The sequence below is a fragment of the Lysobacterales bacterium genome, from assembly GCA_019634735.1.
In the GTDB taxonomy this organism is placed as follows: Bacteria; Pseudomonadota; Gammaproteobacteria; order Xanthomonadales; family UBA2363; genus Pseudofulvimonas.
Genome location: JAHCAT010000009.1, coordinates 58861 through 84440, shown reverse-complemented (window position 1 = coordinate 84440; position 25580 = coordinate 58861). Strand labels below are relative to the sequence as shown.

The window sequence follows — 25580 nt, the reverse complement described above, 5'->3', positions numbered from 1 at the left end:
CAAGCCACGATTCGCTGCGGCGGACCGGCCATCCGTCCCGGTTCGGCCGTCGATCGCCGCTTCCGGGGTATGCTCCGGAGTCCGATCAACTGGAACATGTCGGGAGGTTTTCTTGAATCCGATTCGCCTGGGCGCACTGGCGCTCGCAGTCTCTCTCGCCGCCGGCAGCGCCGGCCTCGCCGCACGGTCCGGCGCATCGCCGCAGGCCGGCGCCACCGCAACCGCCTCGCAGCTGGACTTCACCCTGGACCTTGGCGGCCTGCGCTTCGATCCGCTGATCGCCGCCCCGGCCGCGACGCGCGACGCCGACCACGGGCCGGACCTGCGCCTGGTGCAGTTCCACGGACCGCTGCAGCCGGGCTGGCTCGACGCCCTGGCCGACGACGGCGCGATCCCGGTGCAATACGTGCATCCCTACACCTACATCGTCTGGTCGGACGCCGAGGCCCTGCAGCAGGCCGGCCGGCGCGCCGAGGTGCGCTGGACCGGACGCTTCATTCCGGAGTTCAGGGTCAATGCCCTGCAACGCGATCATGGCGCGCAGGCGCTGCCGACCATGGCCCTGATCAGCCGCCATGCAGGTATCGACACCGTCGTACAGTCGTTGCGCGATGCCGGCGCGCAGGTGCACTCGGCCGACCCGCTCAACCGCCACCTGGCTGTCCTGCATCTCGATGCCCCCGGCGACCGTTACCTGGACCTGGCGGAGATCGCCGGCGTCTACACCCTGCAGGCGATCCCGCAGGACGCCGGCCCCCGAGGCGAGATGAGCAACCAGTCGGTGGTCGGCAATCATGGCCCGGGGCCGTCGTGGACGATCGTGCCCGGCTACGCCAGCTGGCTGATCTCGACCGGCTATGACGGCACCGGCGTCACCGTCGGCATCGTCGACGGCGGCATCCGCACCAGCCACCAGGACCTGGCGCCGAATATCCGGCCCTGCGTCAACGGCGGCACCTCGCCGAGCAGCTGCAGCGCCAGCAACAACTCGCACGGCACCCACGTCGCCGGCGCGGTCGGCGGCACTGGCGCCTCGGGCATCACCGACGCGGCGGGCTTCCTGCGCGGCCAGGGCGTGGCACCCGGCGCCGGCCTGATCCAGCAGCGCTACGGCAGCTTCCTGGGTGGCGGCCCCGGCGGCATGATCCCCAACGGCATGCTGACCATCTACCGGGAATCGGCGCTCAGCGGCGCCGTCCACACCAACAATTCCTGGGGACCGACCAGCACGCCGCAGGGCTACGACATTCCGACCCAACAGATCGACTTCATCTCGCGCGACGCCGTGCCCGAGCAGCCCGGCCAGCAGCCGGTGCTGGCGGTATGGTCGATCATGAACGGCAACGGCGACTCCGGCGGCGCCTGCGCGCCCAGTTCGCTGGGCGGGCCGGACGAGGCCAAGAACCTGTTCGCGGTCGGCTCGACCAAGCTGCAGAACACCAACGGCACGCAGATCCCGGACATCTTCGACATCTCCGGCAATTCCGCGCACGGCAACGCCTGCGACGGTCGCCGGGTGCCGCACATCGTCGCGCCCGGATGTCGCACCGACAGTTCCTCCAGCGGCAGCGACACCGCCTTCGGCCTGAGCTGCGGCACCTCGATGGCGTCGCCGGTGGTGTCCGGCGCGGTCGCGCTGTTCGTCGAGAAGTACCGCGACAACAACGACGGCGCCACGCCCAGCCCGGCGCTGATCAAGGCCGCGTTCACCGCCGCGGCCCGCAACCTGCAGGGCTTCCGCAACGCCGACAACGGCATCATGGGACACCGCCCCGACCGCTTCCAGGGGTATGGCCGGCTCGATCTGGACAAGGTCATGAATCCGCCGCAGCCGGTGTTCCTGCAGGAGCAGGAGACCGTGTTCACCAGCACCGGGCAGACCTGGGACATCGCACTGCAGGCCGCCGATCCCACCGCACCGATGCTGATCATGCTGGCCTGGACGGATGCCCCGGGCCATGGCCTGGGCGGCAGCACCCCGGCCTGGGTCAACAACCTGGACCTGACCGTCAGCGCCGCGGGCGGTACCTTCCGCGGCAACGTGATCGGCGCGGACGGCTGGTCGGCCACCGGCGGCACCGCCGACGACCGCAACAACCTCGAGGGCGTGTTCCTCAGCCCGGCCCAGCATGGCGGCAGCATCAACCTGTCGGTGCTGGCGGCCAACATCGCCGCCGACGCGCTGAATCCGCACAATCCGGGCGCCCCGGCGCAGGACTTCGCGCTGGCCTGCTACAACTGCGCGACCGATGGCACGCCGCCGGAACCGGCCGACCTGGGGCTCAGCCTGCTGGCGACCCCGGATCCGGCCAGCATCGGCGGCGAGGTCTCCCTGCTGGTGCAGGCCGCCAACTTCGGTCCCGGCCCGGCAACCGGCGTGGTCGTCGAGCTGGCGCTGCCGCCGGAGCTCGCCTACCTCGACGCCAGTGCCGTGCAGACCGCGAAGGCGGGCATGCTGCAGGGTGCGGACTGGAACTGCAGCGTCGACGGATCGGAGGTCTCCTGCACCCTGGCAGCCTCGCTGCCGACGGCCACGCTGGCGCCAGTGCTCCTGGTCCGCGCCCAGGTCGATCCGCTTGCCGACGCCGGTACCGTCGCGGTCACGGCCAGCATCGGCGGTGGCCAGCCCGATCCAGCGCCCGGCAACGACGTGGCCAGCGTCCAGCTGGCGCTCGAAGGCGAGCCGGACCGGCTGTTCGCGCACGACTTCGAGTGTGCCGCCGGCGCGCCCGGCTGCGGCGGCAACCCGGACATCGTGGTCATCGAGGACATCGACTTCGTGCCGGCGCCGGACTTCACCGGCGGTTCGATCCGCTGGCTGGACGGCACCACCTGCGCCTGCGACACCACGCCATTCAACTTCAACGTGTACGGCACGCCGACGGTGGTGCAGTTCTTCTGGCCGTTCAACGCCAACGGCAGCGAGGGGGGCGTCAGCCTAAACGGCAGCACCTACGCGGTGCTGGCCAGCGGTGCCACCATCGGGCCGGCCAGCCAGTTCCTGGTATCCACCGCAGCGGCCGCCACCACACCCTGGACGACGCCGGGCAACATCACCGACGGCTACCTGGGCTTCCGCTTCGACAATGGCGGCACCACGCTGTACGGCTACGCGCGGATCAGCACCGGCCCGGCCGGCCGGCCGCTGACCATCCACGCGCTCGCCTACAACAGCGCAGGCGATCCGATCACGATCCCTTGAGGCCTGACGGGGGCGGCGGCAACGCCGCCCCCTCTTGGAAAGGTCTGATCAAGGCCGTCCTGGCCTTGATCAGACTCGCCGGGCTCGGCAGATGTCCGTGCCCGGCTCCGATGAATCGAGCACTGGCGTGCTCGATTCGCGCCGGCCCGTCCCTGGGCCGGAGGAAGGCCTGAATCGATCCGACCTTCCCTTGCCGCTGCCGGCGGCGACCCCGACAATGCCGGCATGCCCCTGATCGCCCTGGCCACCGCCGTCCCGGCCCTGCCGCTGGACGAGGATCTGCCACCCCTGCTCGCCGCCCTTGAACGGGCAGGCTGGGACGCCCAGGTGCGTGCCTGGGACGACGCCACGGTGTCCTGGGCAAGGTTCGACCTGGTGCTGCTGCGTTCGACCTGGGACTACACCGGCCGGTTGCCGGGCTTTCTCGCCTGGTGCGATGCTGTTGCCGCCCGGACGCGCCTGCTCAATGCCCCCGAGGTGGTGCGCTGGAACACCGACAAGCGGTACCTGGGCGTCCTGGCGGACGCAGGCGCGCCGGTGGTGCCCAGCCATTTCCTGGCGCCGGACGAGGATGCCGGCACTCTGCCCGGCTGGCCCGAATTCGTGGTCAAGCCGACGGTCGGCGCCGGTTCGCGCGGCGCCCGGCGCTTTCTGGCCAGCGAGCGCGAGCAGGCCGTCGACCATGCCCGGCAGCTGCAGGCGCAGGGACTGCATGTGCTGGTCCAGCCCTACCTGGATCAGGTCGACGAGGCCGGCGAGACCGCCCTGCTCTACTTCGACGGCGAGTTCTCGCACGCCATCCGCAAGGGGCCGCTGCTGAAGCGCCAGGCCGGATCGACGCGGGCCCTGTTCGCACCGGAGCACATTCGCGAACGCACGCCATCGGCGCAGGAACGGTCGGTCGCCGAACAGGTGCTGGCCGCACAACCGTTCGGACGGCTGCCGTATGCGCGGGTCGACCTGCTGCCCTCGCCCGAGGGGCCGCGCCTGCTCGAACTGGAACTGACCGAACCTTCGCTGTTCCTGGACCACGCGCCCGGCAGCGCCGACCGGCTGGTCGACGCGCTGCAGCGCTGTCTCTGAGCGGCAGGCCCTGCCACCGTCGAGACCGGGCTCAACCGGCGTCGTCGAGATAGGTATAGGCGGTCAGGCCGGCCTCGAGCTGGCCGTGCAGGCTGGCGCGCTCGCTGCCAGCCAGGCCCGCGCGGTCCAGCTTGAGGGCGAGCAGCCTGCGCAGGTCGTTGACGTCGTAGCCGACGTAGCCGAGCAGACGGTCGGCGGTGTCGCCGCGGCGCGGCTGGCGCAGCTCGAAGCGGCCGTCGGCCAGCATGACATTGACCGAGTCGGTGTCGCCGAACAGGTTGTGGATGTCGCCCAGGGTCTCCTGGTAGGCGCCGACCAGGCAGATCGCCAGACGATAGGGTTCGCCCTCGCGCAGGGCATGCAGCGGCAGGCTGGAATCGACGCCCTCGGAATCGACATAGGCGTCGATGCGACCGTCGGAATCGCAGGTCAGGTCGACGATCACGCCCTGCCGGTCGGGACGCTCGCCGAGCCGCTCGATCGGCACGATCGGGAACACCTGGTCGATCGCCCAGACGTCGGGGATCGACTGGAACACCGAGAAATTGACGAAGTACTTGTCGACCAGCTTGTCGTTCAGGTCGTCCAGCACCTGGCGATGCGCGCGCTCGTCGGTCTTCAGCCGGGCCCGCACGCCGTGCGCGATCGCGTAGAACAGGTCGTCCAGTGCGGCCCGGCCTTCCAGCGTCAGCTCGCCGGTGGCGTAGCGCGCCTGGCCCTCGGCCAGGAAATGCACCGCCTCGTGGTAGAGCTCCAGCGCCGGACGCCGGTCGAAGTCGGCGAGCACCGCGCGCAGGTGGCCGATCGCCGCTGGTTCGGCCTCGCCGACCGGCGGCAGCGCCCCGGCCGGCGCGGTCTCGACCTCGCTGACGTTGGCGACCAGCACGGCATGGTGCGCGGTCATCGCCCGTCCGGCCTCGGTCAGCACGTGCGGCGCCGCCATGCCGGCCTCGCGGCAGGCTTCGGCGATCGCCTCGACCACCGTGCCCGCGTACTGGTCCAGCGAATAGTTGATCGAGCAATAGCTGCGCGAACGGGTGCCCTCGTAGTCGATGCCCAGGCCGCCGCCGACGTCCATGTAGCGGATGTCGGCGCCCAGGCGCGCCATCTCGGTCATGTAACGGGTCGCCTCGCGCATGCCGCCGGCGATGTCGCGCAGGTTGGAGATCTGGGAACCCATGTGAAAGTGCAGCAGCTTGAGGGCGTCCAGCTGGCCGGACGCGCGCAGGCGCTCGACCAGGTCCAGCAGCTGCCGCGGCGACAGCCCGAACTTGGCCTTGTCGCCACCGGTGTTCTGCCACTTGCCGGCGCCCAGGGACGCCAGCCGCAGGCGGGCGCCCAGCAGGGGCGACACACCGAGGGCAGCGGCCTCTTCCAGCACGATGTCGAGTTCGGCCGGGCTCTCGATGACGATGAACACGTCCAGGCCCAGTCGCCGCCCGATCAGGGCCAGGCGGATGTACTCGCGGTCCTTGTAGCCGTTGCAGATCACGATGCCGCCGCGCGACAGCGCCAGCACGGCGATCAACTCGGGCTTGCTGCCGGCCTCCAGGCCGAAGCCGGGGCGGCCGTCGGCGCGGCCGACCAACTCGCCGGCGACGCCCATGTGCTGGTTGACCTTGATCGGATAGACCGCGGTGTAGCCGCCGTCGTAGCCCTGCGCGGCCATCGCCCGGGCGAACGCCGCCTGCATCTGCGCCAGCCGGTCGCCGAGGATGTCGGCGAAGCGCACCAGCAGCGGCAGCTTCAGGCCCTGCTCGCGCGCCTGTGCGACCACGTCGGCCAGGGCGATCTGCCGCTCCGGGCTGCGGTCCGGGCGCACCACCAGCCGACCGTCGGCATCGACGTCGAAGTAGCCCTCGCCCCAGTAGGGCAGGGAGTAGGTACGGCGGGCATCGTCGAGGCTGAAGTCGGTCATCGGTTTTCCGGTGCGGATCGCGGGGATTCTACAGCGCGGGCCGGCGCGTCCGCCCCGGGGCACCCGGGCGTCGACAACCGTGCGTCCTGCGGTCGGCTACAATCCGCGCCCCGCATCCGGACGCCCGCCATGACCGACGCCACCGCCCCGACCTGGTTCCACGAGACGCACGAGTACTCGGGCTCCGCCATCGGCTTCCGGGTGACCCGTCAGCTGCACGCCGAGCAGACGCCGTTCCAGAACATCGAGATCTGGGAGAGCACCGACTGGGGCAACCTGATGGTGATCGACGGCTGCATGATGGTGACCGGCCGCGACAACTTCCTCTATCACGAGATGATGGCGCACCCGGTGCTGTTCACCCACCCGCGCGCCAAGCGCGTGGTCATCATCGGCGGCGGCGACTGCGGCACCCTGCGCGAAGTGCTGCGCCACGACGAGGTCGAGCGCTGCATCCAGATCGAGATCGACGAGCGGGTCACCCGCCTCGCCGAGAAGTACTTCCCGGAGCTGTGCGAGGCCAACGGCGATCCGCGCGCGGAACTGCGTTTCGAGGACGGCATCAAGTTCATGGCCGAGGCCGAGCCGGAATCGATCGACGTGATCATCGTCGACTCCACCGATCCGATCGGTCCGGCCGAGGGCCTGTTCAACGAATCCTTCTACCGCAACGCGCTGAAGGCGCTGCGCAGCGGCGGCATCCTGGTGCAGCAGAGCGAGTCGCCACTGGTGCACACCGACCTGCTGCGCGACATGCGCAGCAAGATGAAGGGCTGCGGCTTCCACAGCCTGCGTACCCTGTGCTTCCCGCAGCCGTGCTACCCCTCGGGCTGGTGGAGCTGCACGATGGCGCGCAAGGGCGTCGACCTGGACGGTTTCCGCGAACGCGGCGCCCAGACCAAGACCTTCCCGACCCGCTACTACAACGCCGAGATCCATCGCGCGTCGCTGGCGGTGCCGGAGTTCCTGCGCGAGGCGCTGGGCGAGTAACCGCCAGCGGCACGGCCCGGGCGCCGCACTCGAAAGCCGGGCCACCGGCCGGTCGCGGCCGGCGGATCGGGCGAATGGTGCACCGCGTCTCGGATTGTCGGCGACGACGTGGTTCCATACGGGTGCGTACCCTGCTGCCTTCCCGGGCAGTCCGACCCCGGAGCCGACCATGTCCCAGCATCCGAATCCCTCCCGGCCGTCTGGACGGGCGCGCTTGGCCGCCACCGTCCTGGCGGTGCTCGCCGGACCCGCCCTGGCCCAGTCCACCACGATCACCGGCACCGGACTGTCCGCCCCGGGGTCGGTCGCCTACGACGCCGAGGGCATTGCGCTGGTCCGGGCCCGGACCGACAACGATGCCGCCTTTCTGCAGGGCTGGGCGCATGCCCGCGACCGCTTCTTCCAGATGGACGCCAACCGGCGCGGTGCCAGCGGCACCCTGGCAGAACTGGTCGGCAGCGCGCGCCTGGCCGACGACGTGCAGACCCGCACCATCGGGCTGCGCCGCGCGGCGCTGGCCACCTGGCTGGCGATGTCGGCGGACACCCGCGGCTGGCTGAAGGCCTACGCCGACGGCGTCAATCACTGGCTGCGCAGCAACCCGTTGCCGCCCGAGTACGCCGCGCTCGAGATCACCCGGGTGCCGGCCTGGGAGCCGGTCGACACGCTGGTGATCGGCAAGGCCCTGGCCTTCCAGCTCTCCTTCGATCTCGACATCGAGCCGACCCTGCGCTTCGCCGCCTATCTGCAGGCCGGCGCGGCAGCCGGCTTCGACGGTGCCGCGCTGTACTTCGGCGACACCCACCGGGCGGCGCCGGCGGACGGCCGGGTCTCGGTGCCCGGCTTCGTGCCGGGCGACGCCGGCCTGCCGGCAGGGGTGACCGAGACCGCCGCGACCGATCCGCTCGATGGAATCTTCGGCCACGCCGGCAGCCACGCCCCGCTGATCGGTGCGGACACCGTCGAGCTGGCCCGCGGCCTGCGCGACAAGCTGTCCGGCCTGACCCTGTTCGAGCGCGCCCTGGACCGCAGGGAGAGTCCGATCGGCAGCAACGAATGGGCGGTGGCCGGCGTGCATACCGCCAGCGGCCGGGCCCTGGTGGCCAACGATCCGCACCTTGGCCTGGGCCTGCCGTCGATCTTCATCACCCATCACATCCATTCCACCGATCCACGCCACGGCGCGACGCCGCTCGATGCCGTCGGCGTCAGCCTGCCCGGCGTGCCGGGCATCATCCAGGGTTGCAACCTGCGCATCTGCTGGGGCACCACCACCAATTCGCTGGATGTCACCGACGTCTACCAGGAGACCTTCCGCGTCAACACCCTGGGCCTGCCCTACGCCACCGTGCACAACGGCGTGGAGGAAGCGGTGCAGTGGGTGTTCCAGAGCTTCTTCGTCAACCGGCCCGGCAGCGGCCAGCCCGACGACGTGGTGCGGGACAACTCGATCGGCTACCTGAACGGGGCGATCACCGTGCTCGTGCCGCGCCGGAACAACGGGCCGGTGCTGCAGATCAGCGGCAGCAGCGGCCTGTCCGTGGCCTATGCCGGCTGGGGCCCGACCTTCGAGCTGGAGTCGTTCCGGCGCATCAACGCCGCGCAGAACCTCGCGCAGTTCCGCGAGGCGCTGTCCTACTTCGACGTCGGTTCGCAGAATTTCATCTACGGCGACGTCGACGGCAACATCGCCTACTTCACCACGGGCGAGGCCGCGGTCCGCGAGGACCTGCAGCTGCTCGGCCAGCCCGATGGCGGAGTGCCGCCGTGGTTCATCCGCAACGGCGCCGGGCCGCAACGCCACGGCTGGCTGCCGCGCCAGAATCCGCAACCGAACCAGGCGTTGCCGTATGAGATCCTGCCGGCATCGGAGATGCCCTTCGTGGTCAACCCGGCCACAGGCTACGTGGCCAACGCCAACAACGACCCGTCCGGATTCTCGCTGGACAACAACGCCCTCAACCAGCTGCGACCGGGCGGCGGCATACACTACCTGGACAGCGGCGGTTCCTCCTCGTACCGGATGGGCCGCATCGACCGCGAACTGCAGCGGCTGATCGCCAGCGGCCGCAAGCTCACCCTGGACGACATGCGCGTTCTGCAGGCCGACAACCGCCAGCTCGACGCGGAACTGGTGCTGCCGCACCTGATCGCCGCCTTCGACAACGCCCGCGCCGGCGGCGCCTGGCCGGAACTGGCCGCGCTGGCCGGCGACGCACGCGTCGCCGAAGCGATAGACCGCCTGCGTGCCTGGGACTACTCGACGCCGACCGGCATCGCCCAGGGCTACGACCCCGGCGACAATCCGGCGGACCTGCCGACGCCCGGTCAGGCGCAGATCGATGCCAGCGTCGCGGCCTCGATCTGGGCGCACTGGCGCAGTTTCGCGGTGCGCTCGACCATCGACGCCACGCTGTCCCGGGTCGGCCTGGGCGCCGCGCTGCCGGGCAACAACGAGGCCTACACCGGTCTCAAGTTCCTGCTCGACAACTTCGCCCTGCTCGGCGGCCGCAGCGCCTCCGGCCTGGACTTCTTCCAGGTGGCTGGCGCGCCGACGGCGGCCGCGCGCCGCGACTTCGTGCTGCTCAAGGCCCTGAAGGACGGTCTGGACGCGATGGCCAGCCCGGCCTACGCACCCGCCTTCGGCGGCTCGACCAGCCTGTCCGACTACCGCTGGGGCCGGCTGCACCGGATCACCTTCAGGCATCCGCTGGGCGGTCCCTTCAACCTGCCCGGTGCCAACCCGTACGGATTTTCCGACCTCGCGCCGGGCCTGCCCGGCCTGGCGCGGCCCGGCGGCTACGAGGTGGTCGACGCCTCAGGACATGGGGTGCGCGCCCAGGGCGTCAACGGTTTCACCTTCGGCAGCGGCCCGGCCCGGCGCTTCGTCGGCGAGATGGGCAGTCCGATCACGGCCTTCCAGATCCTGCCCGGCGGCCAGAGCGGCGTGCTCGGCAGCGCCACCTATGCCAGCCAGCTCGGCCGGTGGCTGACCAATGCCTACCACCCCCTGCGGATCGGCGTCGCGGCGGCGGCAGCCGCCTCGCCGACGGTGGTCAATTTCCTGCCCTGAGGGCAGCGTCCTGTCCCGTCGCCCCCGGGCGGCGACGGGAAGAACGCGGACCAGGACGGGAATGGTTCGGGGCTGCGGGTTCGTCGGCAATGCCCGCAGCGGCTTCAGCGCAGTCCGCAGTCGCCCAGGCCGACCGGCCGGGTCAACCGGGTGAGGGGCAGCTCGCCTGCCCCCCAGGCGGACTCCTCCGCCTGCCAGTTCAGGACGGCTGCGTCGCAGCCGTGGAAGCGCAGGCGCAGGCTGCCCCAGCGCGGCTGTGCCAGCGCAGCCGGCAGGAAGCGGTCGAAACGGGTGCCCGAAGGCCGGACCACGTCCTCGACGACCAGTTCGCCGACGGCATCCACGCGGCCGGATCCGAACAGCCAGGCCTGCTCGCCGCTGACCGGGTCATAACCGAACCAGGCGACGGACGCCGCGCCGTCTCGGCCGACGTTGACCACCAGGCCGTGTCCCGGCTGATCCGCCTGGTACCAGCTGCCGCTGAGCGCACCCGGTCCCGATCCGCTGCCGACGTCGTCGCCGCAGGCGTGGTCGGCCTGGCCGGCGAGTTGCAGCAGCCGTCGCTCGCCGTTGCCGTAACCCTCGGGACCCTGGTAGCGGAGGCGGGCGCTGCCGCAGTCGTCGAACACGAACTGCAGGCGACCCCAGGGAACCCTCTGCGGCGCACCGCTGGCCGGGTTGCCGGCGAAGGTGCCGCCGCGCATCGTGCTGGCCGCCTCGACGAGGATGCCGTCCTCGGAGACCAGGCCGGTGCCGATCAGCCAGCGCTGCTCGGCGTGCTCGCTGCTGGCCGGGGCGATGAAGCCGTACACCAGTGCGGAGCGGTCGTCGAGCAGCTCCAGCAACCAGCCTTCGCCGGGGCGGTCGGGATCGTGCCAGTGGCCGTTGAAGCGTGCGTCCAGGGCCCCCGGACCGGAGCTGCGGGGAAGCAGCCGGGGCGTCCGGTCGGCCAGCTCCCCGGTTGCGATCCGGCACGGGCCGTCGCCCTCGCCGGCCTCGACCGCGGCCAGGCAGCGGGCCTGGATCTCGATGCCGTCGGGCGCCGCGGCGCCGGAACCACCCCAGGCGACCAGGGCGTCCCAGGCGGCGGCCAACTCGGCCGGAGCGATGTCGCAGGCGCGCTGGCCGGTGTCGTCGAGGACGACGCTGGCCAGGCTGGCCGGCGGCCAGCGCTGCGCCAGCCAGTCGACGTGGCCGGCCGGCAGCAAGGGGTCGGCGGCACCATGCACGACCAGGGCGCGTGCCGTGCTGCCGCCGCGCAGCCCCGCCTGGATGCGGAACGCCAGCGCCGCGAAGGGATCGGCAGGCACCCGACGGATCGCCGCGTTGACGTTGGCCGGGCCGTAGTCGACCGCCTGGTTGCCGAGGGCGTCGGCGCCGGCCAGCTTGCCGGGATCGCGCACCAGGTCGGACAGGCCGAGCGTGGCATGGCCGAGCGCGACCAGCAGATGGGCCGGATCGGCGATGCCGGTCAGATCCAGCAGCATGTCCAGGCGGGCCTGCTGGCCCGGGTCGCGCCGCCAGGCCTCGCGGTTGATGCCCAGGCAGCGATTGGCCGCAAGCACCACACGCTCCAGTCCGAACGGCGTCAGGTCTTCGGGCGGCACCAGCCAGGGTCGGTCCGCCGCCATCGGCAGCGCGCCACCCTCGACCCCGGCGCAGGCCTGGTCGTACAGGAGCCGCAGGTCGAGCGCCGACTCCCAGGCACGGTGGCCGGCCGCGACCGGACACAGTGCGAGCGCGGCATCGACCGCCAGCAGCGGATCCTCGGCCATCTGCAGGGCGACCAGGCCGCCCATGGCCTGCCCATAGCCCAGCACCCGGCCGGGGGCACCGACCTCGGCGCGGAAGCGCTCCAGCAACTCCCGGTTGTCGCGGTCGCTGGCGAACAGCGCCCAGCCGGCCTGGCTATAGCCGGTGCTGGCCACCGCCCAGCCCTGGGCCAGCTGGCGCGCCGCCAGTGGGCCCAGTCCAGGCATCCGGTCGGGCTCCAGGGCAAGATCGCGCTGAAAGACGACCAGGCCATCGCCCGGCTGCCAGCCTTCAGGCACCGCCACCTTGAAGATCGCGCCCGACGGCAACTGGCCCTCGCGCTCCCAGGCGGCATGGGCCGTGGGCAGCAGCAGGACCAGCAACAGCGCGATCAGCAGGCGGGACATGCGCCCGATCATCGCAGACCCGGGCGCCTGGGGTCACGCCCGGGTGCGGCTGCGGCGCGGCGCGATTCAGGTGATGCCCGGCTGGGGGTCGCGGGCCGGACCTGTTGACGCTGCCGTGCCGCGCGTCAGGACCCGGGCGGCACCGGACCGCTGCCGTTCCGGCCGTCCTCACGCAACGAGCGGATAGAATCGCCGGATGCAAGAACCCGCTTCGCAACCGGGCGCCGACGTCCGCCTGCTCGACGCCCTCGCCGGCCTGGTCGAATCCGCGCTGGGCCGGCTGCTGCGCCTGGATGCCGGCAGCGACCCGCTGCTCGCGCGCCTGGACGGCCGCCAGCTGCGCCTGGCCCTGCGCGGCGCGCCGCGCGGCCTGCGCCTGGCGATCGCCGGCGGCCGGGTGCGCCCGGTGCCGGACGACGACCGGCCTGCCGACCTGTCGCTGGCCATGGAACCGGCCGCGCTGCTGGCCTGGCTGGCGCGGCCGGAGGCCGAGCGCGGCCTGCCGACCGGCGCCCGCATCGAGGGCGACCTCGATCTGGCGCGGGTGCTGGAGCGCGCCCTGACCGGCTTCGACCCGGACTGGAGCCTGCCGTTCGTCGACCTGCTGGGGCCGACCATCGGACCGCAGGTCGCAGGCGGCCTGGCCTCGGCCCTGGCCTACGTGCGCGGACAGGCCGGGCACCTCGCCGCCAGCGCCGCCGAGTTCGCCACCGAGGAGGCGCGCCTTGTGGCGGCACGCGCCGAGATCGACGACTTCAACGGCGAGGTCGACAGGCTGCGCGACGATGTCGAGCGCCTGGCGGCACGCATCGCCCGGCTCGACCAGGCCGCGCGCGGATGAGTGCGCCGCGGGTCGCCCTGGGCGCGCTGCGCCTGCTGCGCATCGCCCTGCGCTACCGGCTCGACGGTCTACTCAGCGCGCCGCTGCCGGCGCCGCTGCGCTGGCTGCGGCCGCTGGCCGGTCGTGCCCGCGCCGATATCGAGGCGCTGCCGCCGGGCGTGCGCGCCCGCCTGGCGCTGGAACACCTGGGCCCGATCTTCGTCAAGTTCGGGCAGATCCTGTCGACCCGCCGCGACCTGCTGCCGCCCGACATCGCCGACGAGCTGGCGGCCCTGCAGGACCGCGTGGCGCCCTTCGACGGTGCCCTGGCACGCGCCCAGGTCGAACGGGCGTTCGGCCGCCCGGTCACCGAACTGTTCGCCGCCTTCGACGAGACTGCCCTGGCCTCGGCGTCGATCGCCCAGGTCCACCCCGCCCGCCTGCACGACGGCAGCGAGGTGGTGGTCAAGGTGCTGCGCCCGGACGTCCACCGCCTGGTCGCGCGCGACCTGGAGCTGCTGCGTGCAGTGGCGGGCTTCGTCGAGCGCCGGCATCCGCGCGCCGACAGGATCCGGCCGCGCGAGGTGGTCGCCGAGATCGAGGCGACCCTGGCCAACGAGCTGGACCTGCAGCATGAGGGCGCCAACGCCAGCGCCATCGGCCGCATCTGGAACGGCGGCGGCGAGGCGGCGGTGCCGAAGGTGCACTGGCCGTTGACCCAGGAGTCGGTGCTGACCCTGGAGCGCATGGCAGGCATCCCGATCGGCGACCTGGCCGCCCTGGAGCGCGCCGGCATCGACCGCCGGCGACTGGCCGAGCGCCTGATCCATCTGTTCTACACCCAGGTCTTCCGCGACAACCTGTTCCACGCCGACCTGCATCCCGGCAACCTGTTCATCCAGCCGCGCGATGGCGCCCAGCCGGTGATCGTGCTGCTCGACTTCGGCATGGTCGGCTCGCTGTCGCCGGTCGACCAGCGCTACCTGGCCGAGAACTTCATGGCGATGTTCACCATGGACTACCGGCGGGTCGCGCAACTGCACCTGGAGGCCGGCTGGATGCCGCGCCACATCCGCGTCGAGGCGCTGGAGGCCGGCGTGCGCGCCGTCTGCGAGCCCTACTTCACGCGGCCGCTGTCGGAAATCAACCTGGGCGAGGTGCTGTTCAAGCTGTTCCGCATGGCCCAGCGCTACGAACTGACCCTGCAGCCGCAGCTGATGCTGCTGCAGAAGACCCTGCTCAACGTCGAGGGCCTGAGCCGCTGGCTGGACCCGAAGATCGACATCTGGGCGGTCGCGCAGCCGGTGCTGCGCGACATCATGCAGCGCCAGTACGGCCGGGTCGGCTCGCTGCTGCGCGCCGCCCGGATCCGCGTGCCCGACTGGCTGGAGCAGGTGCCGGCGCTGCCGCGCCTGGCGCGCGAGACGCTGGAGACGATGCGCGAGGAACAGGCCCTGCAGCGCCTGGACCGGCAGGCGCAGTCGGCGCGCGCCGAGCGCGGCCGGCGCGCGCTGGTCTGGGCGATGCTGGCCGCGGGCGCGGCGATCGGCGCGGCGGTGCTGCAGGCCGGTGCCGCGCCGTCGCCCGTGGTGGCCGGCGTGCCGGTGCTGCCGGGCCTGGCGACGCTGATCGCCGCGCTGACGGCGCTGATGGCCCTGCGCCGAGGCTGAGCCCCGCCTGCCGCGACCCCGCGTGGGTCGGCATCGGCGGCGCGGCAAGTGCTCAGTCCGGCGGTCGACGGGCCTTTCAGGAGGCGCCAGGGCCGCGACATTGGACCAGGGCGGCGCGCAGCTGCCTGCGCCAGCCGGTGTCGTCGGGCAGCGCACGGCCCGGCTCGGCCAGCCAGTCGCAGTCGTCGCTGGGCCCCGCCTGCCCGGCCTGGTGCGCCTGCAGACGCACCAGACGCAGCGTCGCCAGGGCCAGGGGTCCTTGGGCCCCGTCGCTGCCGCCGGCCGACAGCGCCTGGTCCGCGACCTGCCAGGCGTGCGGCCAGTCGCCCGCTGCCGCCAGCGCCTGCGCGCGCGCAACGGCGACCAGCAGACGGACCCTGGGCTGCATGGACGAAAGGGTCGGATCGCGGTCGAAGAGTTCCTCGAACAGGGGCAGGGCTGCCAGGGGATTGCCGGCATCGACTTCGGAGATGCCGGCCCAGGCAAGCGAGCGCGATGTCTGTGCGGCCCCTATGGTCGGATGCAGGCGGCTCAGTCGAAGCACCTCGCGGGCGAGCTCGACGGCTTCGTCATGGCGTGCCTGGGCGGCAATCGCGGCCCGCATGTTGTGCAGGTCGGTGATCGCCGCATGCGAGCCTGCCCCTTCCACCTCCTGGCTGATGGCCAGCGACTCCCGGAACAGCGCTTCGGCCTGTTCCGGCGAGCCGCCGTGCAGCAGGGCGAAGGCATGGGCGCTGATCAAGGTGCCGAGATCGTGGCGGGACAGGCCGGCCTGCTGCCGCGCCGCCGCCAGCGCCGGACCGGTCACGGCCAGGGCCTCGCCCGCGCGGTCCAGGGCATTGAGCACGGTGCTGTACATGAGCACGCTGCGGGTCGCCACAGGCGCGCCGCGCGCGCGCGCACGGGCGATGGTCCGCTCCAGGTGGTGCAGCGCGCGGGGCAGATCGCGCAGGTTGTTGTGCACGACGGTCGAGACATGGTCGATGACGTCGAGCAGGTCGGGATCGTCGATGCCCGCTTCCCGGACCACCGCCCAGGCACGCTCCAGGTGCGCCGCCGCCGCGGGGCGATCCCCGGCATTGTTGGCGGCACGCCCGAGCATGGTCAGGCTGGCGGCCTCGAGCCTCGGTTCGCCAGCCGCCAGGGCGGAGACCAGTCCCTGTTCGGCCAGTGCCAGCGCCTGCGTGTAGAGGGACAGGTCGATGTGGACGCTGGCCATCATGTTCAGCAGGTTGGCACGCGTCGCACCGTCCAGATCCTCGCGCGCCAGCAGCGATTCGGCGCCGCGTGCCAGCAGCTCGCTGGCCGGCGGATCGCGGCCATCGGTCAGGCGGGGGTTGGCGCCCCGGAACACACCGATCAGGAAATCCGCCACGGCATCGGCGCGCCTCGCCTGTTCCTGGGCCTGATTGCGCTGCGCGCGCGCTTCCTGAGCCTGGTGCAGGGCGACGGCCGCGCCGGTCAGCAGCGACACGCCGGCCAGCACCGCCAGCGAGGCCGCCAGTGCATGGCGGGCCAGGAAACGCTCGAAAAGGTAGCGCGTGCCGCCCTGCCGCGCCGCCACCGGGCGACGCTCCAGGACTGCGCGGACATCCTCGGCCAATGCCCTGACGCCATCGTAGCGACGCGCCGGCTGGGGCCGCAGCGCCTTCATCACGATCGCGTCGAGGTCGCCGCGCAGGCGCTGGCGCAGCCGTGCCGGCGTGGTGTCGCGCTGGCTGGCGACCTGCTCGGGCGTTGGCGTGCCGGCGTCGACGGGCGCCGTCCGCTGCACCTGGCTGCTCGGCCTCTGGGGGTCGGCATCGCCGGTCGAGGCCGTTCGCTTGCGGTCCTCGCCCCGCCAGGGCAGCCGGCCAGTGAGCAGTTCGTGCAACAACAGGCCCAGCGCGTAGACGTCGACGGCGGTGGTCGGCGGCTCGCCGCGGATCTGCTCCGGTGCGGCATAGGCGGGCGTGAAGGCGCGCAGCACGGTCGAGCCGGCGACAGCGTCGCCCTCGTCGCCGTCGAGCAGTTTTGCGATGCCGAAATCGAGCAGCTTCACCTGGCCGTCGGAACCGACCAGGATGTTGGCCGGCTTCAGGTCACGATGCACGACCAGCCGCTCATGGGCATGGGCGACCGCCGCACAGACGGCCAGGAACCGCTTCAGACGCCCCTCCACGGTCAGACGGTTGCGGTCGCACCAGTCGGTCACCGGTTCGCCCTCGACATACTCCAGGGCGAACCAGGGTGTGCCGTCGTCGGCCATGCCGCCGTCCACCAGGCCGGCGATGTTGGGGTGCTGGAGACCGGCCAGGATCTGCCTTTCGCTGCGCAGGCGGCGCGCCACGGCCGACTGGTCGCCGACCTGGTCGACCAGCTTGATGGCGACCTGCTGGGCAAAATCGCCATCCTCGCGGCGCGCCCGGTAGACCCGGCCCATGCCGCCGCGGCCGACGCACTCGAGGATCCGCCAGGGTCCGAGCCGTCGACCGGGCCAGGGATCGTGTTCCGGGGCGCCCGCCTGCAGCAAGGCGTCAAGCAGGTCCGGCGCGCTGCCGGAAACCCCGGTGGCGCCGCCGGTCACCGCGGCGTCCGCCACCAGCAGCGCCAGCGCCTCGTCGCGCAGCCGCTCGTCCTCCGGACACAGCGCCAGCAACCGCGCCGGCCAGTCCGCGGGATCGCAATCGGCGACCTGGTCGAAAAGCGCCCGCACCTGCTGCCACCGGTGCGCCTGGTCGGAATCCGTCATCGCGCCCCCAAGGTCCGCTCCCTGCCTGGACAACGTAGCAAATGGCGCCAGCGTGACGCTACCATCGGCCCATGGACGCGCCGCGACCCCCGATCACGAGAGCGCTCGCAGAGGCAGGCAGCCCCGAGGGACGGGACCGTGCGCTGGCCCTGGTCTACGACGACCTGCTGCGGATCGCACGCGCCGAGCTGGCGCGCCATCGTCGGGGCGCCACCCTCGACACCCGCGCCCTGGTCAACGAGGCCTACCTCAAGCTGTTCAACCGCAGCGGCCTGGATTACCAGAACCGCGTGCACTTCTACGCCACCGCCGCACGCGCCATGCGCCAGGTGGTGATCGACTACGCCCGCGCCCGTCTCGCCGAACGTCGCGGCGGCGGCGCCGAGCATGTCGACCTCGAGAGCATCGAGGGCGGTGTGCTGCCGGTGGACGCCCAGGCCGAGCAGTTGCTGGCCATCGACAATGCCCTGAACAAGCTGGCGACACTGGACGAGCGCCTGGTCAAGGTGGTCGAACTGCGCTTCTTCGCGGGCCTGGAGGTCCGCGACATCGCCGAGCTGCTGGGCGTCTCGGAGCCCACCGTCAAGCGCGACACGCGCGCCGCCAAGGCGTTCCTCCAGCGCGAACTGTCCGGCGCCGACTGACCCGGGTCGTCCCGGCCTTCCCGCCCCGCCGGCTCGGCGGCAAGCACCCGGCACTCGAATCCGGCGGACGCGCCGATGCCGCGGCTTCGCGCATCAGCGCGCCTGCAGCCCTACCTACGCAGACAAGACCGGCAAGGGATCACGACCGACCCTGCGGGCCCGACGCCGCATGGCCGCTGATCCCTGATGCCCCGCCACGTCGTACCCCCCTCCAGGCACGCCTTTCCGGCGCCTCGCCAGCGATCCACTGGCGCGTCGACCATCCACCGTCTGGAGTCTCCCATGATCACCGCACGCTTTCGCACCTGCCTGTCGCTGGCTCTGCTCGCGCCGACCGTCGCGCTCGCCGGGCCGCCGCTGGACGGCACCCTCGACACCAGCTTCAACAACACCGGTCGACGCATGGTCGCCTTCGATCTGCACTCCACTGGCCTGGACGCCGGCCGCGACGTGGTGGTCGACGCGCAGGGTCGCGTCTACCTGGTCGGCACCGTGGTCGCCGCCAATGGCGACAACCAGATCGGTATCGCCCGGCTGCTGCCCACCGGCGCCCTGGACACCAGCTACGGCAACAACGGTCGCGTGGTGGCCGCGGCCGGCGCGCAGATCACCGGCATGAAGGCCGCCTTCGACAGCCAGGGCGCCCTGCTGGTCGGCGGCTCGCGGCGGATCTCCGGTACCAACGACGACTTCGCGGTGTGCCGCTTCAATGCCAGTGGCCAGCTCGCGGCCTTTCCCGGCAATCCGAACAGCCTTGCCTGCATCTCGCTGGCCTTCGACATCGGCGGCGACAACCGCGACGTGCTGCGCGACATCGCGGTGGATGGCCAGGGCCGCATCTACCTGGCCGGCAACGTCGGGTTTTCCAGCACCTTCGTGCAGGCCGGGGTGATGCGCCTGCTGGCCAATGGCACGCTCGACGCCAGCTTCGGCGTCAACGGCCGCGCCTTCCATCTGGCCACGGGCTTCCAGCGCCACGACGTCCAGGCGATGGCGGTCCAGAGCAACGGTCGCGTCTGGCTGGCCGGAGCCGCCGTGGCCAACGGCCGCACCGACACCGACGCCATGATCATGCGCCTGAACGCCACCGGCGGCCTGGACGGCACCCTCAACGGCACCGGCATCCGCACCTACTCGGTGGGCGAGGAGCTGGCCGACATGCAGTTCAATGCCATCGTCTTCGACCAGTCCATGCCGCAGACCGACAGCCCCCACGCGCTGGTGGTCGGACAGCGCCAGGAAAGCGTGGGCAGCAGCACCCTTCGCGGGATGGCCGGCAGCATCCGCTTCGACGGCCTGCCGCGTCTGGACTTCGGCAACAACGGCTTCGACACCTATGCCTCGGGCAGCCTGGTCTTCAACGACGTGGTCCAGCACTCCGACGGAACCGCCGTCGCGGTGGGCACGGTCACCCCGGCGCCCGGCGTGCCCAGCGACTTCTTCGCTGTGCGGATCGGCAGGATGGGTGGCCAGGACACCAGCTTCAACGCACCCCAGGGCAGGATCGCCATCGACTTCGGCACCTCGGGTGGCCAGGACACCGGCCTGGCCATCGCCCACCACGGCGGCCGCTATTACCTCGCCGGCTCCGTGCTGTGGGCGGCGCCTGCCGACCTCGACTTCGGCGTGGCGGTCCTGCATCGGGAGCGCATCTTCCGCAGCAGGTTCCAGACCTTCCAGTAACCCGGACGCAAGAGGCGGCGATCGGCCGGCACCGCCTTGCGGCGGGGCCGTCCGGGGCCTGCCCGCCCGGAAAAAAGCGCGGTGGCCGCCGGGAGGGGAGGAGGGCGGCCACCGCGACTGGACCGGGGGCGGCGAGGGACCTGCCGCTCCCACAGTACTGAACGCTGAAAGGGGCAAAAAAGTGTCATTCAGGACGTCGGCCGCGCCGAACCCCGACCGGCACGGCAGCCAGGCGCCCTACCGCCCCAGCCCAGGAGCGGCCGGCGTCTCTCCGGACCGTCCCGCTCAGGCCCGGCGCCAGCGCCGGCGGTCGCGCAGGATCTCGCGCGCGGCATTGTGGCCGGGCGCGCCGGTGACGCCGCCGCCGGGATGGGTGCCGGCGCCGCACTGGTACAGCCCGGCCACCGGCGTGCGGTAGTCGGCATGGCCGAGCATCGGCCGCGCGCTGAACAACTGGTTGAGCGACAGCGCGCCGTGGAAGATGTCGCCGCCGACCAGGCCGAATTCGCGCTCCAGGTCGAGCGGGCTGAGCACCTGCCGGCCCAGCACGCTGGCGCGGAAGTTCGGTGCCCAGTCGTTGACGGTGTCGATGATGAGGTCGGCGACCGTCTCGCGGTGATCGTCCCAGCTCCTGCCATCCGGGAGTTCCGGCGCGAACTGCTGGCAGAACAGGCTGGCGACGTGCTGGCCCGGTGGCGCCAGGGAATCGTCGAGTACCGACGGGATCAGCATCTCGACGATCGGCTGCCGCGACCAGCCATGGGCGCGCGCGTCCAGGAAGGCGCGGTCCATGTAGTCCAGCGACGGCGCCAGGATGATGCCGGCGCCGTGGTGTTCGGCGGCGACGGTGCCCGGCAGGGCCGTGAAGTCGGGCAACTCCGACAGCGCCACGTTCATCCGGAAGGTGCCCGAGCCGCAACGCCAGTGGCCGATCCGTGCCAGGAATTCCGGCGGCAGCGCCGTCGGGTCGAGCAGGCGCTGGAACAGCAGCTTCGGGTTGAGGTTGGAGACCACGCAGCGCGCCGGCAGGCGCCCGCCGGCGTCGGTCACGACGCCGGCGGCACGGCCCCGTTCGACCAGCACTTCCCGCACCGCGGTGCCGGTGCGGATCTCGACGCCGCGCGCGGCGCAGGCGCGCGCCATCGCCTGGGTGATCGCGCCCATGCCGCCGATCGCATGGCCCCAGGCGCCCTTGCGGCCGTTGACCTCGCCGAACACGTGGTGCAGCAGCACGTAGGCCGAACCCGGCGTGTACGGGCTGGCGTAGTTGCCGACGATGCCGTCGAAGCCGAACAGGGCGCGCAGCGCCTCGCCCTCGAACCAGCGGTCCAGGTACTCGGCGGCCGACAGGGTGAACAGGTCGAGCAGCTCGCGCTGGCCGTCGAGGCCGAGCGGCGCCAGGCGCCGGGCCAGGCGCGCCGACTTCAGCATCTGCGGGATCGCCGACAGCCAGCCGCCGTCGGGCAGGTTCGGCGGCGTCTCCAGCACCAGCGCGCGCAGCACGTCGGCGATCGCGTCCAGACGCGCCGCATAGGCCGGCAGGGCGGCGGCGTCGCGCGCCGAGAACTTGCTGGCCTCGGCGGCGGTGCGGCCGTCGCCGGCCTTCAGGTAGCGGCCGTCCGGCAGCGGCAGGAAATTCGCCAGTGGCCGCTCGACGATGCACAGGCCGTGGCCGTGCAGGTCGAGATCGTCGATCACCCTTCGCTGCAGCAGCGACACCGTGTAGGAGGCCACCGAGTTGCGGAAGCCGGGATGGAATTCCTCGGTGACCGCCGCGCCGCCGACCACGCCGCGCCGCTCCAGCACGGTCACCGACAGCCCAGCCGCGGCCAGGTAGGCGGCGCAGACCAGGCCGTTGTGGCCGGCGCCGACGATCACGACATCGCGCATGGCGGTCACCGGGCCGCGATCATTTGCCGCCGTCGCGGCGCAGGCGGACGCTGAACACCTTGCCGGCGCCGTCGCCCCGCGCGACCTCGCGCAGTTCCAGCGCGGCGACGCTGCGCAGCAGGTCGCTGAGCTTCTTGTGGCCGTACAAGCGCGGATCGAAGTCCGGGCGCACCTTGGTCAGGTAGCCGCCGACCGCGCCGAGGTCGGCCCAGCCGTCGTCGTCGGCGGCGTCCTCGACCGCCTGGCGCAACAGCGCCAGCGGCACCCCGGCGTCGCCCTTGGCGGGCGCCGGCGGCTTCCCGGACGCGCCGCCGGTCGTCGCCGCCGCGGCCTTGCCGGCCGCCTTGCGCGCCGGCGCCTGCTTCGCCGGTTCCGGCTCGGGCCGCAGCAGCTCGGTGTAGATGAACTTGTCGCAGGCGACCACGAACGGCTCGGGCGTCTTGCGCTCGCCGAAGCCGTAGACCAGCAGGCCCTCCTCGCGCAGGCGCTGCGCCAGGCGGGTGAAGTCGCTGTCGCTGGAGACCAGGCAGAAGCCGTCGAAGCGCCCGGTGTACAGCAGGTCCATGGCGTCGATGATCAGCGCGCTGTCGGTGGCGTTCTTGCCGCGCGTGTAGGCAAACTGCTGCACCGGGCTCAGCGAGTGCTTGAGCAGGGACTGCTTCCAGGCGTTGTTGGCGCTGGTGGTCCAGTCGCCGTAGATGCGCCGCACGCTGGCGACGCCGAAGCGCGCGACCTCGGAGAGCAGGCCGTCGATCACCGCCGGCTGCGCGTTGTCGGCGTCGATCAGCACGGCCAGGCGCGGCTGCTCGTCCTCGGCGGCCGGCCGGGTGCGGCGGTTGTCGGCCATGTCGGCGGTTCCTGGTGGCCGGCCGATGCTAGCACCGCGCTACCGGCGGCCCCCGCGCCCGGGCCTGCCGGGCTAGTCTTGCGCGATGACCGGCACCCCGCCCCTGGCCATCGTCCACGACGACGGCGACCTGATCGCGGTCGACAAGCCGGCCGGCCTGGCCGTGCACCGCAGCCGCATGGTCGGCCGCGACGACGACTACCTGGTCGACCGCCTGCGCCGCCAGGTCGACGGCCCCCTGTTCCTGGCCAACCGCCTGGACCGCGCGACCAGCGGCCTGGTCCTGGTCGCGCGCAGCCAGCCGGTGGCGCGCGCCCTGGGCGAGGCGCTGATGGCGCGCGACGTCGCCAAGACCTACCTGGCCGTGGTGCGTGGGTGGCCCGCGCCCGACGGCGAGGTCGACTATCCGCTGACCGTGGGCGGCATGAGCGGCGAGCGCAAGCCGGCGCTGACCCGCTGGCGGACCCTGGCCACCGTCGAGGTGCCGATCGCGCTGGGCCGCTATCCGCAGCAGCGCTACGCCCTGCTGGCGCTGGCGCCGCTGACCGGCCGCTACCGGCAGCTGCGCCGGCACCTGCACCATGTCCACCACCCGATCGTCGGCGACACCACCCTCGGCCGGGGCGAGCACAACCGCCTGTTCCGCGAGCGTTTCGGCAGTCACCGCATGCTGCTGCACGCGTGGCGGCTGGCGCTGGCGCATCCGCTGACCGGCCGGCCGCTGCGCCTTCAGGCGCCGCTGGACGACACCTGGCAGCGGGTGCTGGTGGCGCTGGGCTGGCCACCCGAGGCGGACCTGCCGCCCTGGCCCGGGGCGCCCGCCACGGCTCACGGCACCTGATCGACGGTGCCAGGCGGGTGCCGGGCCTGCCCCGCTACACTGCGCCGATGCTGGAGATCACGCCCACCCTCGCGATTGCCGACGCCGAACTGGTCGAGCGCTTCGTGACCGCCTCGGGGCCCGGCGGCCAGAACGTCAACAAGGTGGCCAGCGCGGTCGAGCTGCGCTTCGACGTGCGCAACTCGCCGTCCCTGCCCGAGGATCTGCGTGCCCGCCTGCTGGCGCGCCGCGACCGCCGGCTGACCGCCGACGGCGTGCTGGTGCTGCAGGCGCAGCGCTTCCGCGACCAGGGCCGCAACCGCGAGGACGCCCGTGCGCGCCTGGCCGACTTCATCCGCGCCGGCCTGCACGTGGCGAAGGCGCGCATCGCCACCCGGCCCTCGCGCGCGGCGCAGCGCCGCCGCGTCGATGCCAAGACCAGCCGCGGCGCGGTCAAGCGCAACCGCGGCCGGCCGCGCCTGGAGGACTGAGCCGCACCATGCGCGTCATCGCCGAACCGCTGCCGCCGAACGCGCCGCGCATGCGCACCGGCCTGTCCCGGCACCTGGGCGCCGCCTGGCTGCGCGCCACCGGCTGGCGCCTGGTCGGTCGGTTTCCGGACGCGCCCAAGGCGGTGGTGATCGTCGCGCCGCATTCCAGCAACTTCGACGGCTTCCATGGCCTGGCCATGAAGCAGTACATCGGCCTGGACGTGCACTTCCTGGCCAAGCGGCAACTGTTCTGGTGGCCGCTGGGCGCGATGCTGCGCAGCTTCGGCGCCATCCCGATCGACCGCGGCGCCGCCGGCGACATGGTCCGCCAGGCGGTCGCGCAGTTCCGCACCCATGACCGCTTCTGGCTGGGCATCGCCCCGGAAGGCACCCGCAAGCCGGTGGCGCGCTGGAAGAACGGCTTCTGGCGCATCGCCCGCGCCGCCGACGTGCCGATCATCCCCGCCTGGTTCCACTACCCCGAGCGCACCATCGGCATCGGCCCGCCGCTGCACCCGGGCGCCGACATGGACGCCGACATCGCCACCCTGCGCGCCCTGTACCGCCCCTGGCGCGGCGCTGGCGGCAAGTCGGCGGTCTGAGCCCGCGCGCGGCAGGCGGGACGCCGCGACGTCCTGCGCCCTACAGCCGGACCCGCAGCCCCAGGTCGACGGTCTCCCAGTCGCGGTTGCCCAGCCCCTCGACCTGCAGCAGCACCGACAGCCGCGACGTCAGCGCGTAGCGCGCCTGCAGCGCGCCCCAGGTCCAGGAGCCGCGGGGTTCGCGGCCCACCAGGGTGTCGATGCCGGAGCCGGTCCCCTGGTTCACGCCATTGGCGCTGGCGAATCGTGGGTACAGGTCGTTGCGATAGATGCGGTAGCGGAAGGCCTGGTGACGCAGGGTCGCAGCAAGGGAGAGTCGGCTGGTACGCCACAGTTCGACGCCCAGCCCGGCGACGATTCCATCGGCGTGAGCCCGGCGGACGACCTGCTGGCAGTCGGGGTTGCGGTAGAAGCCCACACCGACGTCGAACGCCAGGCAGCGCGCGGTCGCCGTGGCCTCGACATCGTCGCGCGAATGCCAGCGGGAGACCCCGTATCCGAGTTCCGCAACGCCGTCGAGCCAGTCGGTCAGGCCAAGCCGGTAGCCGAACACGAAGTCGAGCTGGCCGTGACGGTCCTCGATCCGGCCCTCACGGGGCGGGGTGATCGCCTGACATAACGTTCGCGGCGGCAGGAAGCGATTGACCACCGCCGGGCACGCGGGATTGAGCGGGCTTTCGTAGCGCAACTCGCTTCGCGAATAGGTGCCGCGCAGGTACCACTGCCCGCCACTCTCCCACTGCAGGCCCAGCCCGAGGCGCCGGCCCTCCTCGATGCCGTCGATGCGCCGTAGAAGATCGAGCTCCTTGTTGGTCATCCCCGGTCCCTCGATATGCCCGGCACGCACATCGACCGTCCAGCCGCGCTCGACGGCGGCCACCGGGGCCACCGATGCCACCGATGCCAGGCAGAGGATGGCGCCCGCCAGCCCGAGACACAGCTTGTTCATGGCCTGCT

Annotated in this window: 17 protein-coding genes; 11 read left to right on the top strand and 6 right to left on the bottom strand. The window is 72.2% G+C overall.

The features are described 5' to 3' along the window. Positions 1–112 precede the first annotated feature (112 nt). Positions 113–3202, top strand: coding sequence for a S8 family serine peptidase (locus tag KF823_09885; GenBank protein ID MBX3726216.1), 3090 nt, complete (start codon positions 113–115; stop codon positions 3200–3202). A gap of 225 nt (positions 3203–3427) precedes the next feature. Beyond that, positions 3428–4285, top strand: coding sequence for a hypothetical protein (locus KF823_09880; GenBank protein ID MBX3726215.1), 858 nt, complete (start codon positions 3428–3430; stop codon positions 4283–4285). A gap of 31 nt (positions 4286–4316) precedes the next feature. Here the strand turns inward: KF823_09880 and speA are convergent, their stop codons facing one another. After that, a complete protein-coding gene (gene speA / locus KF823_09875; GenBank protein ID MBX3726214.1) occupies positions 4317–6203 on the bottom strand; it encodes an arginine decarboxylase in 1887 nt (628 codons plus the stop codon). A gap of 129 nt (positions 6204–6332) precedes the next feature. On the opposite strand from speA, the gene speE reads away from it, so the two are divergent. Beyond that, positions 6333–7193 (top strand): polyamine aminopropyltransferase, encoded by an 861-nt coding sequence (speE, locus tag KF823_09870; protein MBX3726213.1) that lies wholly within the window; start codon positions 6333–6335, stop codon positions 7191–7193. Positions 7194–7362: 169 nt separating this feature from the next. Continuing rightward, the gene (locus tag KF823_09865) at positions 7363–10266 is read left to right on the top strand and encodes a penicillin acylase family protein (GenBank protein ID MBX3726212.1); all 2904 of its coding nucleotides are present in this window, start codon (positions 7363–7365) and stop codon (positions 10264–10266) included. A gap of 104 nt (positions 10267–10370) precedes the next feature. Here the strand turns inward: KF823_09865 and KF823_09860 are convergent, their stop codons facing one another. Beyond that, entirely contained in the window at positions 10371–12425 is a 2055-nt protein-coding gene (locus KF823_09860; protein MBX3726211.1) for a hypothetical protein, read from the bottom strand. Positions 12426–12621: 196 nt separating this feature from the next. Here KF823_09860 and KF823_09855 point away from each other — a divergent pair, with 196 nt between their 5' ends. Both KF823_09855 and ubiB read left to right on the top strand, forming a co-directional pair. After that, a complete protein-coding gene (locus tag KF823_09855; GenBank protein MBX3726210.1) occupies positions 12622–13266 on the top strand; it encodes an SCP2 sterol-binding domain-containing protein in 645 nt (214 codons plus the stop codon). After that, positions 13263–14915, top strand: coding sequence for a 2-polyprenylphenol 6-hydroxylase (gene ubiB / locus KF823_09850; protein MBX3726209.1), 1653 nt, complete (start codon positions 13263–13265; stop codon positions 14913–14915). The genes KF823_09855 and ubiB overlap by 4 nt, the downstream gene beginning before the upstream one ends. A 76-nt stretch (positions 14916–14991) precedes the next feature. Here ubiB and KF823_09845 read toward each other — a convergent pair whose 3' ends face one another. Then, positions 14992–17646: a serine/threonine protein kinase gene (locus KF823_09845; protein MBX3726208.1), complete on the bottom strand. Its 2655-nt coding sequence runs from the start codon at positions 17644–17646 to the stop codon at positions 14992–14994. Between the two features lie 71 nt (positions 17647–17717). On the opposite strand from KF823_09845, the gene KF823_09840 reads away from it, so the two are divergent. Together KF823_09840 and KF823_09835 are read left to right on the top strand one after the other, a co-directional pair. Next, the gene (locus KF823_09840; protein MBX3726207.1) at positions 17718–18290 is read left to right on the top strand and encodes a sigma-70 family RNA polymerase sigma factor; all 573 of its coding nucleotides are present in this window, start codon (positions 17718–17720) and stop codon (positions 18288–18290) included. Between the two features lie 282 nt (positions 18291–18572). Beyond that, positions 18573–19973, top strand: coding sequence for a hypothetical protein (locus KF823_09835; GenBank protein ID MBX3726206.1), 1401 nt, complete (start codon positions 18573–18575; stop codon positions 19971–19973). Positions 19974–20258: 285 nt separating this feature from the next. Here the strand turns inward: KF823_09835 and KF823_09830 are convergent, their stop codons facing one another. Both KF823_09830 and KF823_09825 read right to left on the bottom strand, forming a co-directional pair. Beyond that, the gene (locus KF823_09830) at positions 20259–21863 is read right to left on the bottom strand and encodes an NAD(P)/FAD-dependent oxidoreductase (GenBank protein MBX3726205.1); all 1605 of its coding nucleotides are present in this window, start codon (positions 21861–21863) and stop codon (positions 20259–20261) included. Positions 21864–21882: 19 nt separating this feature from the next. Further along, positions 21883–22710 (bottom strand): NYN domain-containing protein, encoded by an 828-nt coding sequence (locus KF823_09825; protein ID MBX3726204.1) that lies wholly within the window; start codon positions 22708–22710, stop codon positions 21883–21885. Positions 22711–22795: 85 nt separating this feature from the next. Here KF823_09825 and KF823_09820 point away from each other — a divergent pair, with 85 nt between their 5' ends. The 3 genes from KF823_09820 to KF823_09810 are packed head-to-tail and all read left to right on the top strand — an operon-like array spanning position 22796 to position 24623. Continuing rightward, complete coding sequence (locus KF823_09820) at positions 22796–23551, top strand: pseudouridylate synthase (protein MBX3726203.1); 756 nt, start codon at positions 22796–22798, stop codon at positions 23549–23551. Between the two features lie 47 nt (positions 23552–23598). After that, positions 23599–24021: an aminoacyl-tRNA hydrolase gene (gene arfB, locus KF823_09815; GenBank protein MBX3726202.1), complete on the top strand. Its 423-nt coding sequence runs from the start codon at positions 23599–23601 to the stop codon at positions 24019–24021. Positions 24022–24029: 8 nt separating this feature from the next. Continuing rightward, positions 24030–24623, top strand: coding sequence for a lysophospholipid acyltransferase family protein (locus KF823_09810; GenBank protein ID MBX3726201.1), 594 nt, complete (start codon positions 24030–24032; stop codon positions 24621–24623). A gap of 40 nt (positions 24624–24663) precedes the next feature. Here the strand turns inward: KF823_09810 and KF823_09805 are convergent, their stop codons facing one another. Beyond that, positions 24664–25572 (bottom strand): hypothetical protein, encoded by a 909-nt coding sequence (locus tag KF823_09805; GenBank protein ID MBX3726200.1) that lies wholly within the window; start codon positions 25570–25572, stop codon positions 24664–24666. Positions 25573–25580: the final 8 nt, after the last annotated feature.